The organism is Nocardia ninae NBRC 108245 (genome assembly GCF_007990755.1).
Taxonomy (GTDB): Bacteria; Actinomycetota; Actinomycetes; order Mycobacteriales; family Mycobacteriaceae; genus Nocardia; species Nocardia ninae.
Window position 1 is genome coordinate 25,996 of sequence record NZ_BJXA01000083.1, and the last position, 12,936, is coordinate 38,931.

Here is a 12,936-nt window from a genome sequence, read left to right on the forward strand (position 1 = left end):
TCAGAAATCCGAATCCGATTCGGCGGCAGCGATTTCGGCCAACAGGGGAGCGTCAGTGGGATGGTCGGTCGGGTCGGTCGCGCGGCTCAGTCGCGACAGGGCGAACTCGCGCACGCGGCGGCGCATTTCCGGGCTGCCCGGCTCGGGGCCGCCGACACCCGGCACGTATACCTCCACGGTCACAGTAGATTCAGCGCCTTCCGGTGCCGGCACCTCGACGCCCCACACGTCCCCGGCGAGTGTCAGTGGCGCCACGGCGGTGCCCGAGGATGTCCGTACCAGCGCGTGCGGATACAGATGTGACGGCACGTCGCCACGCGCTGCGGCAACCACCCGCACCAGAACGGTCGTAGTTCCGGCTCCGCGCAACACTTCCCACGACACGGCTTGCTCCGACGCGTCGAGCAGTCCGGGCGGGCAGCGGTGCCAGTCCCACCCGCCGCTACCCCTGGCCAGTACCAACGCCCCGCTCGGCACAGTCGTCGCCGGGCCTGCCGCGAGCGCGTAATCCTCTGCCCGCCCGGGTGTATCAGCCAGTTCGTCGGCGTGCTGTTCAGCCGCTTCGCTGTACTCGTCCGCGCCGTCGACGATCAGCTCGCATGCTGCCGACAGCGTCGCGATCTCTTCGCGCAGCAGCCGCTCGTCCAGCGGGGCGATGCCGTCGATGATCGACGCGGGCCACCACCGTGCCGCCCAGTGCGCGTACCCGAGTCGCCACGCATCGGTCACCAGCTCCGGCATCCCGGGCACGGCAACCAGTTCCCCGGTTTCCCCCGCATCGACCGCCAGCGCGACCTGCTCACCGAAGACTGCCCATAGCCACCCTTGCGCGAGCTTCACATCATCGAGCACCGCCGCCGGAAGTGACTGCCCGGCAAGCAGACTCCAGGTCAGGTGCCCGCCCGCCGCCTCCAGTACCAGCACGTCGATGGCCGCCGTTTCGTCGAGAACGGTCGGCGCTCCTTCGGGCCCGATGATCCACAGCCCGTCGGCTGCCTGCCGAACCTGCACCGTGCCGGTCATCAGCTCGCCCTCGATTCCGTCGAATCCGATTCGGCCGCAATGGCGCTCAACGCCAGCTTGACCCGCGTCCGATGATCGAGGATGACCGAGCGCGCCACGCCGTCGAGCAGATCCCACAGCTCGTCCGGGTCGTGCACCGCGAACTCGCGCACATCGCGCCCGTGCAGGCGAACCCACAGTCGCCGCAGGTACGGACGCCACGGTGTGCACAGCTCGGCGGCGATCGCCGCGAGCGGACCGGTCGGCGGCGACTCGGTGCCGACCCGCACCACCAACCGCCGTGCCTGTAGCACGTAGGCCTCACGCTGCCACCTGCTGTTGATGACTCGATGTGCCGTGGTCTCCGTCGAATCCTGCACTGCTACAAGGGCGATGCCGACCTCGGAATGCTGGCCACGAGCAGTGGGCTCGATCGGCGCGAGCCCGTTCGCCAGCGCGACTCCGGCCGTCGCGGCCACCCGCAGCGTCTCGTCCAGCAGCGCCCATGGCGCACAGCTCCTGGCGATCTCGGCGGCCACCAACTCCGGAACGGTCGGCAGTTCAGCGCGTTCGCTGGAAGCCTGGAGTGCCGTGAAAACCCGTTCGTAGACAGTGCGATCGAATGGCAACCCCAGGGTGGAGGTCGAGGCGGACGCACCGACCGCGGGGGACTGCGGCACGACGTGCACGGTCAGCCCCAATTCGGCTGCCGAGTAGCCGGATTCGTTGCGCCACAGCCGTATTCCGGCATGAGTTCCCGCATGCCCGGCCACCAGTCGATCCCAGGCCGCCTGCCCGTTGTCCCGCTGCTGCCCGAGCCGCGCCGCGGCGCAGGCGTCGAGTAGCGCAGTGCACGCCGCGCTGTGGTCACCGCCCGCCGGGCCCGTTACCGGCCGTCGGCGCCAAGCGACCTCGATCAGCCCGGCCAGCTCTGGAGCCCGTTCGGCGACATACTCTTTCAACGCCTGAGTGGTGCGCCCCGCCGCATACTCGTGCACGTCGCGCAGTGTCGCTTCGGCTACCGCCCTGTCCCGCACCGTATCCGGCATGCCGCGGGTCGTCGCCAACTCGAAACAGCGCTGGAAGTACAGATCCTGCGGGTTGCCCTCGGTGATTCGTAGTGCCCGCCGTACCTGCTTGAGCAGCGTGAACCAGGCCGCCGTCGCGTGCAGCACGTCCGCCGCGGCGTGCACCCTGGCCGCGAGCAGCACCGCGCCGTCGGCCGTCACGATGGGCCCGGCGCACGCGGGATGCTGCACCGGCCGGATCACCAGCGGATCGAGGATCAGTTTCACCGTGCGGCGCAACGGCCCGCCGTGCGGACCGCTGAGCGGTTCGACGCCGTCGAGCTTGCGCCACACCTCGTCGAGCACCATGGCGCGCGGTCGTCGCATTCGACCAGGTTAACGGACTTATGTCCGATTCGACCCCGGCAAAACCTGGGATCGGTAGGCCGCGAACCGTTCCTACCTTTCTCGTATCGGCCCAGACACCCAGGGCCGAACGAACTCAGGAGAAACCATGAACACCAAGTCCGTCACCGCAGCCCTCGTCGCTTCCGCCGCCGCTGCCGCCCTCTTCGTCACCGGGTGCAGCGACAACGCGAGCAGCACCCCGGCCAAGTCCTCGGCCGCCCCCGCCCCGCAGGCCGCTCCGGCGCCGTCGGGCAAGTCCGCCGCCTCGGTCGACGGCAAGGCGTTCGACGCGACGTTCACCACCACCTGCGCCAAGCAGGGTGGCACCTTGGCCCTCGCGCTGACCGACGCCGCCAACGCCGCCTACGGCAACCTCTCGGTCAGCGCCACCGTCACCGGCACCGACACCGTGCAGGCGGTGGGTATCGCGGGCAGCAAGGGCGGCGACGCGGGCCAGCCGTACGCGATCGGCTACGGCAACGGGATGCCCGGCGGTTCGGCGAAGCTCACCAAGGACGGCAACACCTACAAGGTGACCGGCGAGGGCGTCAGCGCCGACCTGGCCAACCCGCTGGCCGGCCCGAAGACGTCGAAGTTCGACATCACCTTCGCCTGCTCGACCGTCGTCGGCGGCTGATCACAGCGCTTGTGAGCGCGCAGGTCCCAGACCGCAACCGTCCCCGGCCCGCTCGAGTGCTACTCGAGCGGGCCGACATCGGCACCGAACTCTTCGAATCATCAAGGAACATCATGAAAAACATCCGCTGGATCACCGTCGCCCTCGCCGCCCTGGCCGTCGGCTACTACCTCCTGCACGGCCTCACCTACACCAGTTCGTCGGACTACGAGCCAGCCGGCCTGGGCTGGATCGGCTGGCAGATGGTGCTGCCGATCCTGGCGCTGACCCTCGTCCCCATGGTCTTCGCCTTCACCGGCGACGGCATCATGGCGGCCTTCACCGGGCGCAACAGCGCCGAGTTCCGCGACGGCCTGGTCGGGCTCGGCACCATCACCTCGTTCGCGCAGACCGGCGTGACCGTCAACGACCAACCGCAGGTGCGCATCCAGTTCAGCGTTGAGGGCATCGACGGGAAGACCTTCACCGCCACGGCGAAAATGATTGTGCCGCTGACGGAATTGGCGCTGCTGCAGCCGGGGGTGGTGCTGCCGGTGCGCTACCTGCCTGGCCGGACCGACAAGGTCGAGGTGGATATGTCGGGTGATGCGTCCATGGCGCAGCAGGCGATGAACGAGTCGATGATCCGCAAGGGCATCACCACCCGGCACAAGCTCGACATCGCCGAGCGCGGCATCGCCACCCAGGCGGTGGTGCAGTCGCTGTCGGTCACCGGCGAGATCCGGGACGGGCACTCGAAGATCGCGCTCGGGCTGGTCGTCACCCGCCCGGACGGATCGACCTTCGGCACCCGAGTGGAGAAGTTCCTCGCACCGAGCAGTGTCGGGCAGGTGCAGGTGGGCCGCATCCTGCGGGTGCACTACCTGCCGGAGAACGAGCAAGAGGTCGTCATCGCCCTTGCGGTGAATGCCTAGCCCCGCACCGAATGCCGCGTTGTTTCGAGATTCTCGAACGGCGCGGCATTCGTGTGTGCGGAGTGGTTGCCAGCACAACTGAGGGTTCCCTAATTGGTCAGCTGTTCACCTTTACGTCGTTTCCGGATTGTCCGGGTCGTTTACGGTTCGGCCGTGAGCCTGATCCCCCTCGCCCTCTTCGTGAAGCACGACGGGCAATCCGCACGAGCTTCGGTGACCTGCGAATACAAATGTGCGAACGCCTGTTTCCACGAGGTGCCCAACACCTCCGGTGGTGCGTACTTCGGCGATATCGTCAGTTCCCTGAATCGGCGCGGACTGATCAAGGGCGGCGCGGCGGCCGTGCTCGCGGTCGGCGCGGGCAGTGTGCTCGCTGCTTGCGGGGACGATGTCGACAAGGCGGGTTCCGCTTCTCCTTCGCCGAGCGGTCCGCCCGGCACCGGTACCGAGTTCGCGGCGGTCGCGCCGAACAAAGAGGACGCCATCGTGGTCCCGGACGGCTACGACCAGTCCGTCGTGATCCGCTGGGGTGACCCGCTTTTCGCCGATGCGCCCGCCTTCGACTTCGACAAGCAGTCGGCGGCCGCGCAGGCCAAGCAGTTCGGCTACAACAACGACTTCGCCGCGCTGCTCCCGATCGAGGGGCAGCCCAATGCCTTCCTGCTCGTGGTCAACCACGAGTACACCACCGGCCCGCACATGTTCCGCGGCTACGACAAGGAAGCGCCGACCGACGAGCAGATCGCGATCACCCAGGCGGCGCACGGGCTGAGCGTCGTCGAGGTGCGCGGCGAGCCGGGCACCGGCAAGCTGGTGCCCGCCTTCGGCAAGTACAACCGCAGGATCACCGCGACCACCGAGTTCCAGCTCACCGGGCCTGCCGCGGGCAGCGACCTGGTCAAGACCGCCGCGGACCCGACCGGCACCAAGGTGCTCGGCACCATCGCCAACTGCGCGGGCGGCGTAACGCCCTGGGGCACTGTGCTTTCCGGTGAAGAGAACTTCAACGGCTACTTCGCCAACGGCGACAAGGCCACCGAAGCCACCGCCGCGGCCCGGCTCAAGCGGTACGGCTTCACCGCGGGCAAGACGCCCAACGGCTGGGAGCGCACCGACAAGCGCTTCGACCTCGCGCAGGAACCGAACGAGGCCAACCGATTCGGCTATGTCGTCGAGATCGACCCGTGGGATCCCACCTCGACGCCGATCAAGCACACCGCGATGGGCAGGCTCAAGCACGAGGGCGCCAGCATCTACGTCACCAAAAGCGGTGACGTCGTCTCCTACACCGGCGACGACGAAAAGTTCGACTACATGTACAAATTCGTGTCCACCCGCAAGGTGCAGTCGGGCAGCGGTGCGTCGAGCATGCGGCACAACCTGACCATCCTGGACGCGGGCACGCTGTACGTCGCGAAGCTGACCGGCGACCACGCCGACAAGATCGACGGCACTGGCGCCAAGCCCTCGGACAAGGGCTTCACCGGTACGGGCCAATGGATTCCGCTGCTGGAGACGGGCGCGGACGGCAAGGGCAAGTCGCTGGTCGAGGGCATGAGCGCGGAAGAGGTCGCGGTGTTCACCCGGCTGGCCGCGGACAAGGTCGGCGCCACCAAGATGGACCGCCCGGAGGACTTCGAGGCCAACCCGTACACCGGCAAGGTGTATGTGGCGCTGACCAACAACGACAACCGCGGCAAGGATGGCAAGCAGGGGCCGGACGAGGCGAACCCGCGCAACCTGAACAAGAACGGCCAGGTCCTCGAGATCGACGACGACCACACCGGCACGAAGTTCACCTGGTCGCTGCTGCTGGTCTGCGGCGACCCGAACGCCGCCGACACCTACTTCGCGGGCTTCGACAAGTCCAAGGTCAGCCCGATCTCCTGCCCGGACAACCTGGCCTTCGACCCGTACGGCAACCTGTGGATCTCCACCGACGGCAATGCCCTCAAGTCCAATGACGGCTTGTTCTCGGTGGTGCTCGACGGCCCGAATCGTGGTGCGACCAAACAGTTCCTGACCGTGCCGCGCGGCGCCGAGACGTGTGGCCCGGTGGTCACCGAGTCGCGCGTCCTGGTGTGCGTGCAGCATCCCGGTGAGGCCGACGACGCGACGCCGGAGAATCCGTTGTCGCACTGGCCCGATGGCGGCACCGCACAACCGCGCGCCTCGGTCGCGGTCGTGTGGAAGAAGAACGGCGGCCGGATCGGCGCGTAACCCCCGGCCTTTCCCCACGAAGCCGCCACTGAACCTACCTGCAGGAGTGGCGGTTTCGTGGTTTCGGCGGTCGCTACATGTTGGCGAAGCGCGCGAAATCGCCTTGCGCGCCGCTGTATACGTTCAAGTCGGTGCGGCCGGTGATGCCGTCGATGCCGCCGCTGTCGGTGGTCTGCCAGAACGTCCAGGTCGGCCAGCCGCCCGGCACCTCGGGTGCCTCGTTGCCGCGATAGTCGGCGATCCACAGCGGGTACCGGGTGAACTCGTTGGTGTCGGCCATCGCCGTGCGCCAGAAGTTCGGATACGTGTAGACGATCGGGGTCCGTCCGGTCAGCGCCTGCACCGTGTTCAGATAGCGGCGGGTCCAGTCGATCAGCGCGGCGGGAGCCAGCCCGCCGGTGGTCTCCAGATCGAGGACCGGCGGCAGGTCCAGTGCGCCGTTCTGGCCGAGCACCACCGTGGCGTAGAGCGCGGCCTGCGGTTCCGGCGGCAGGTTCGGCCGGGCGTAGTGGTAGGTCCCGCGCGCGACGCCCGCGGCCCGCATCAGCAGGCTGTCCGGCACGAAGTAGGGATTGATGTAGCTCACGCCCTCGGTCGCCTTGACCATGGCGAAGTCGTGCCCGGCCCGCTTCACCGCGAACCAGTCGATCAGCCTGCCGTCGATGTGCTGCCAGGACGAGACGTCCGGCCCGGTCGGCGCGGCCGCCGCGGTGCCGGACAAGGTAGCCGTGAGGATGCCGGATAGCGCGATGAGGGACAGGGCCGTGCCGCGACGACGGATGGTCGAGCTCCAACGAGGGGTGTCCATGGCGTTCGACGATAGCTATTTGATCTACCTGTGACCAGTGTTACGGAAGAGGCAGTTGCGCAACGTTTACCTGAACACCGCGCTGACCGCCCGCAAATCCCTGGTTTCCGGGCTCAGCCGAGCCAGTCGAGCACCGAAGCGGCCGTCCACGACTGCTGCATGCTGCCGAGCGGCTCCCCGGTGAACGGCTCGTAGTACTCGGCGAAACTGCCGTCGCTGGCCTGGCGCAGACCCTCGGCGCGCAGCATGAACGACCGCTCGGCCCACCCGCGCCGGGCGAACACCCAGGAGAACAGCCAGCTCATCACCGGCCACACCGGACCACGCCAGTACTCGCGCGAGCGGAAGTCGCGCGACACCGGCGAGGTCGACGGCGGCAGCGCGTAGCGCAGATCCGGGTGCCCGCAGAAACGCGGCCCCTCGAACGTGCGCAGCAGCGCGCGTTCGGTGTCGCGCGGCAGCCCGCCGCACAGCAGCGGCGCGAACATCGACAGCGTCTCGGTGCCGATCCAGCGCTGCAACCGCACGTCGAAGTCCCTGGCCGCGCCGGTGCGGGCATCGGTGGTCGCGACCACGCCGGCCCGGAAGCGGTCGGCCCACGCGTACAACTCGCGCACGTCGGCGTGCGGCTGCTTGTACTCCTCACCGATATTGGCGAGCACCTCGCAGGCCAGCGCGAAGATCCCGGTGACGAACACATCCTCGACGGCGAAACTCATCGTGGAGGACAGCTGGTAATCGTCGTAACCCGCCCGGCGCATCTGCTCGACCAGCCACAGGTAGCGGTCGTATTCGCGGTCGCTCGGCCGCTGCGTCGGATCGGCGACCACCAGCACGTCCTCGCGGTGGTACGGCGGCAGGTCGCCGGGGACCACGTTGTCGTAGGCCCGGTCCCAGCGCGGTGAGTTGTCCATGCCGGATTCCCAGCCGTGATACAGCGTGATCCGCCCGATGTCCTTGGGGTCGCGGGCGTGCGCCAGCCAGCGATGCCAGCGCACCAGGTCCGGCCAGCGGCGGTTCAGGAACTCCTCGGCGACCGCCCGTGTGCTGCGGCCGTGCCGCCGGGAGTGGTCGAGGATGCGCTGGACCGCGATGGCGTGCACCGGCGGCTGGGTGATGCCCGAGGTGTCCGGGCCGTCGGGGGCGTTGGCGGCCAGCTTGCGGCACTCCCACCGGGACGGGCCGGGGAAGTAGCCGTCGACGCCGTTGGCGAAGACGATGTGCGGGATCATGCCGTTCTTCCACTGCGCCGAGAGCAGCGTGTCCAGCTCGATGACCGCGCGCTCCACGCTCAGCGGCGCCAGCCCGACGGCCACGAACGCGGCATCCCAGCTCCACATGTGCGGATACAGCCGCGGCGCCGCGCTGGTCATGGTGCCCAGGTCGTTGCCGCGCAGCAGGTAGGCGGCGCGGGCCGCGAGCTGTGTCGGGGTGAAACCCGGGTGTGCCATCCCCCTATTCTGCGGTGCCACCCGTAAGTACGCCCGTTCGGCGGTGTCCGACTCGGCCTGGTCCCACCCGTCGGCGGGCGGCTCGTGCTCGGCGGTTCTCACGCTCGAATGCCCCGTCCGTAATTCGCTGCTCGAGATTCGACTGTCGCTGTATGCGTGCATCGCTGCGTTTTGCCGAGCTATTACGGTGGGGCGCATGACCTATGCCGTGACCAGCTCTCCGAAGCCCACCGCGCTGATCACCGGCGCCAGCCGCGGGCTCGGCGCCGCGATCGCCCGCGAGCTCGCGCCGTCGCACGAGCTGCTGCTCGGCGCCAGGTCCGCCGACGCACTGCGCGACATCCTGAAAGAGATACCCGACGCGACCGGCTGGCCGGTCGAGTTGACCGACTACGCGGCGGTGGCGACGGCGGCCGCGCCGATCCGGCGGCTGGACGTGCTCGTGCACAACGCCGGTATTCAAGATCTGGGCACCATCGCCGACTCCACCGTCGAGCAGTGGCGAAAAACATTGGAGGCCAACCTGATCGCGGTGGTCGAGCTGACCAGGGTGCTGCTGCCCGCGCTGCGCGCGGCGGACGGCCATGTGCTGCTGATCAATTCGGGCGCCGGGCTGCGCGCGAACGCGGGGTGGGCCTCCTATGCCGCGAGCAAGTTCGGGCTGCGCGCCTTCGCCGACGCGCTGCGGCTGGAGGAGCCGTCGCTGCGGGTGACCTCGATTCATCCCGGCCGCATCGACACCGACATGCAGCGCGAGATCATCGCGCAGGAGGGCCGCGAGTACCGGCCGGAGCAGTTGCTGCGCGCGGAGACCGTCGCGGGTGCGGTGCGCAATGCGGTCGAGACATCGCGGGACGGGCACCCGACGGAGATCGTGCTGCGGCCCGCGTCCAGCTAGCCAGGGCCGCTCGAAGCCACGGACAGAACTTCGCTGGTAGACGGGACCTCGCCGGAGGACGAGGTCCCGTCCGCTGCCTATGCGACGATATTGATCAGACGGCCGGGGACGACGATCAGCTTGCGCGGGGCCGCACCGTTCAACAGCGCGGCGATCTTCTCGTCGGCCAGCGCGGCCGCTTCGATGGCTGCGTTGTCCGCGTCCGCGGGCACCTGAATCCGGCTGCGCACCTTGCCGTTCACCTGAATCGGGTACTCGACCGACTCGTCGACGAGCAGCGCCGGATCGGCCACCGGGAACGGCCCGTGTGCCAGGGAGGTGGTGTGCCCCAGGCGATCCCACAGTTCCTCGGCGATGTGCGGTGACAGCGGCGCGAGCATCAGCACCAGCGACTCCACCACCGTGCGCGGCGCGCCTTCGGGGTAGGTCTTGGTGAGGTGGTTGGTCAGCTCGATCAGCTTGGCGCCCGCGGTGTTGTCGCGCAGCGCGGCATAGTCCTCGTCGACACCGGCGATCGTCTTGTGCAGCAGTCGCAGGGTTTCCGCCGACGGGGCGGTGTCGGCGACGCGCACCCCGCCGGTCTCCTCGTCCACGACCAGCCGCCACACCCGCTGCAAGAACCGGTGCGCGCCGACGACATCCTTGGTCGCCCACGGCCGCGAGCTGTCCAGCGGACCCATCGACATCTCGTAGAAGCGGAAGGTGTCCGCGCCGTACAGGTCGTACATCTCGTCCGGCGAGACCGCGTTCTTCAGCGACTTGCCGATCTTGCCGTACTCCTGGAACACCTCGATCTCGGTGCCGGTCGGATCGGTCCAGTAGAACTTGCCGTCCCGCTCGACGATCTCGGCGGCGGGCACGTACGCGCCGCGCTCGTCGGTGTAGGCGTAGGCCTGGATGTAGCCCTGGTTGAACAGCTTCCGGTAGGGCTCGCTGCCGCTGACGTCACCCAGATCGAACAGCACCTTCTGCCAGAACCGCGCATACAGCAGATGCAGCACCGCGTGCTCCATGCCGCCGATGTACAGGTCGACGCCGCCGGGATCGTCCGGGCCGTGCTCGGCCGGGCGCGGGCCCAGCCAGTACTGCTCGTTCTCCTTGGCGCAGAACACTTCCGAGTTGGTCGGGTCGGCATAGCGCAGCTGATACCAGGAGCTGCCCGCCCAGTTCGGCATGACGTTGGTGTCGCGGCGGTACTTCTTGAGCCCGTCGCCCAGGTCCAGCTCGACGTTGACCCAGTCGGTCGCTTTGGCCAGCGGCGGGGACGGCTGGGAGTCGGCGTCGTTCGGGTCGAAGGTGACCGGCGCGAAATCGTCGAGCTCCGGAAGCTGTACCGGCAGCATCGATTCGGGCAACGCGTGCGGCCGGTCGTCCTCGTCGAAGACGATCGGGAACGGCTCGCCCCAGTAGCGCTGCCGCGCGAACAACCAGTCGCGCAGCTTGTACTGGATGGTGCCGTTGCCGTGCCCCTCGGTCTCCAGCCTGGCGATGATGGTCGCCTTGGCGTCCTCGACGGACAGGCCGTCGAGATAGCCGGAGTTCACCAGCTCGCCGTCGCCGGAGTAGGCGGCCTCGGTGATATCGCCGCCGGTGATCACCTGCACGATCGGCAGGCCCAGCGCGGTGGCGAACTCCCAGTCGCGCTGGTCGTGGCCGGGCACGGCCATGATCGCGCCGGTGCCGTAACCGCTCAGCACGTAGTCGGCGACGAAGACCGGAACGGCCGCGCCGTTGGCCGGGTTGACGGCATGGACGCCGAGGAAGACGCCGGTCTTCTCCTTGTTCTCCTGCCGTTCCAGATCCGACTTGGCAATGATCGACTTGCGGTAGGCCGCAACGGCTTCCGCGGGATTCGCGGCGTTGCCGTTGGTCCAGCGCGGATCGGTGCCCGCGGGCCAGTCCGCCGCGGTCAGCTTGTCGACCAGCTCGTGTTCCGGTGCCAGCACGACGTAGGTCGCGCCGAACAGGGTGTCGGGGCGGGTGGTGAAGACCTCGATCTGTTCGCCCGCCACGTCGAACTTCACCTGCGCGCCGCGCGAACGCCCGATCCAGTTGCGCTGCATCGTTTTCACCTGATCCGACCAGTCCAGGTGGTCCAGGTCGTCGATCAGCCGGTCGGCGTAGGCGGTGATCCGCATCATCCACTGCCACAGGCGCTTACGGAACACCGGGAAGTTGCCGCGCTCGCTGCGTCCGTCGGCGGTGACCTCCTCGTTGGACAGCACCGTGCCCAGACCGGGGCACCAGTTGACCATCGAATCGGTCAGGTACACCAGGCGATAGGAGTCCAGCAGCGCCCCGCGCTCGGCGGTGCTCAGCTCGGCCCAGGACTTCCCGTCCGGGACCGGCCGTGCGCCACTGGCGAACTGGTCGGCCAGCTCCGCGATCGGGCGCGCCCGGTTCAACTCCTGGTCGTACCAGGAGTTGTAGATGCGCAGGAAGATCCACTGGGTCCAGCGGTAGTACTCCGGATCGGTCGTCGCGAACGAACGCCGATCGTCGTGGCCCAGCCCCAGCCTGCCCAGCTGGCGCTGCATGTTGGCGATATTCGACTCGGTGGTCACCCGCGGGTGCGCGCCGGTCTGCACCGCGTACTGCTCGGCGGGCAGGCCGAAGGCGTCGAAGCCGAGGGCGTGCAGCACATTGCGGCCGTGCATCCGGTGATAGCGCGCGAAGACATCGGTGGCGATGTAGCCGAGTGGATGCCCGACGTGCAGGCCCGCACCCGAGGGGTACGGGAACATGTCCTGGATGAACAGCTTGTCGGCCGGGGTGTCACCCGCGAGTGGGCCGACCGGGTTCGGCGCGTGGAAGGTGCCACGCTCCGCCCAAGTCCGCTGCCACCGCTGTTCGATGCGGCCGGCAAGCTCGGCGTTATACCGATGCTCGGGTACATCGCTATCGGTTGCACGAGTGTCCTGCACGGTCCTGCCTTCTTGTGATCGCCGATCCCCGACAAACTTCGTCTATCAGGGTAGAACGTGCGGACCGCAGTACTGAAAATCGGGCTGTGCGGACTCCTACGGCGCGTCCGCTTCCGCGCCGGGAACGAAGTTACCCGCCCGTCGGTATGCGACTGCGCCGCACCGCCTTCGCGTTACTCGCGAGTTGTCGTTCCCAGCTGAGCGGACCCAACAATGCGTTTGGTTGCTACGTCGGCAACCTGCCGCGGGGCAGTGTGGAAAGCGCTCGTCCGGGGTGGTGGACTGTCGAGTGCTGGTCGGTTGCGGGGGAGCGCCCGGCGGGCCGATAGCACCGATGCGCTAGCCTGCATGGGTGTTCGTCGTCGCTCTCGTCCTGTTCGTGCTGGCCCTCGTGGCCGTCACAACCGGCGCACTCGGGCTGATCGGCAGGCTGCCGCGCAACCGCTTCGTCGGGGTGCACACCGAGGCCGCGCTGTCCGACGACGAGACCTTCCGCATCGCGAATCGTGTCGCCGCCCCCACCTCATTGGCGGCCGGGGCGCTGCTGTTCGCCGGTGGTCTCGTCGCGCTCGCCGCGAGCGGCCTCGTCGCTCTGCTCGTCGGCGCGGGTGCGGCCATCGTCGCCCTGTTCACCCTCGGCGCGGGCGCCAACGCCGCGGCCTCGACC

General features: G+C 68.4%; 10 protein-coding genes. 5 read left to right on the forward strand and 5 right to left on the reverse strand.

What is annotated here, in order from left to right; genetic code table 11:
• Positions 1 to 1,023, reverse strand: a complete 1,023-nt coding sequence (locus NN4_RS37255) for a hypothetical protein (protein ID WP_246181295.1) — start codon at positions 1,021 to 1,023, stop codon at positions 1 to 3.
• Complete coding sequence (locus NN4_RS37260; protein ID WP_147141016.1) at positions 1,023 to 2,378, reverse strand: hypothetical protein; 1,356 nt, start codon at positions 2,376 to 2,378, stop codon at positions 1,023 to 1,025. The genes NN4_RS37255 and NN4_RS37260 overlap by 1 nt, the downstream gene beginning before the upstream one ends.
• 145 nt (positions 2,379 to 2,523) lie before the next feature.
• Here NN4_RS37260 and NN4_RS37265 point away from each other — a divergent pair, with 145 nt between their 5' ends.
• The 3 genes from NN4_RS37265 (at position 2,524) to NN4_RS37275 (ending at position 6,188) form a co-directional block, all read left to right on the forward strand.
• Positions 2,524 to 3,054 (forward strand): lipoprotein LpqH, encoded by a 531-nt coding sequence (locus tag NN4_RS37265; RefSeq protein WP_147140994.1) that lies wholly within the window; start codon positions 2,524 to 2,526, stop codon positions 3,052 to 3,054.
• Positions 3,055 to 3,167: 113 nt separating this feature from the next.
• Positions 3,168 to 3,968 (forward strand): hypothetical protein, encoded by an 801-nt coding sequence (locus NN4_RS37270; protein ID WP_147140996.1) that lies wholly within the window; start codon positions 3,168 to 3,170, stop codon positions 3,966 to 3,968.
• Positions 3,969 to 4,121: 153 nt separating this feature from the next.
• Positions 4,122 to 6,188, forward strand: coding sequence for a PhoX family protein (locus NN4_RS37275; RefSeq protein ID WP_147140998.1), 2,067 nt, complete (start codon positions 4,122 to 4,124; stop codon positions 6,186 to 6,188).
• 73 nt (positions 6,189 to 6,261) lie between these two features.
• On the opposite strand, the gene NN4_RS37280 is transcribed toward NN4_RS37275, so the two are convergent.
• Both NN4_RS37280 and ggh read right to left on the reverse strand, forming a co-directional pair.
• A complete protein-coding gene (locus NN4_RS37280; RefSeq protein ID WP_135234019.1) occupies positions 6,262 to 6,996 on the reverse strand; it encodes a glycoside hydrolase family 25 protein in 735 nt (244 codons plus the stop codon).
• A gap of 113 nt (positions 6,997 to 7,109) precedes the next feature.
• A complete protein-coding gene (ggh, locus tag NN4_RS37285) occupies positions 7,110 to 8,447 on the reverse strand; it encodes a glucosylglycerate hydrolase (RefSeq protein ID WP_147141000.1) in 1,338 nt (445 codons plus the stop codon).
• Positions 8,448 to 8,643: 196 nt separating this feature from the next.
• Between ggh and NN4_RS37290 the strand changes: the two genes are divergently transcribed.
• On the forward strand, positions 8,644 to 9,345 hold the full coding sequence (locus tag NN4_RS37290) for an SDR family oxidoreductase (protein WP_147141001.1): 702 nt from the start codon (positions 8,644 to 8,646) through the stop codon (positions 9,343 to 9,345).
• A gap of 77 nt (positions 9,346 to 9,422) precedes the next feature.
• On the opposite strand, the gene leuS is transcribed toward NN4_RS37290, so the two are convergent.
• Positions 9,423 to 12,269, reverse strand: coding sequence for a leucine--tRNA ligase (gene leuS / locus NN4_RS37295; protein ID WP_147141003.1), 2,847 nt, complete (start codon positions 12,267 to 12,269; stop codon positions 9,423 to 9,425).
• A gap of 352 nt (positions 12,270 to 12,621) precedes the next feature.
• Here leuS and NN4_RS37300 point away from each other — a divergent pair.
• Positions 12,622 to 12,936 (forward strand): SdpI family protein (locus tag NN4_RS37300; RefSeq protein WP_147141004.1); only part of this gene is annotated, 315 nt, incomplete at its 3' end.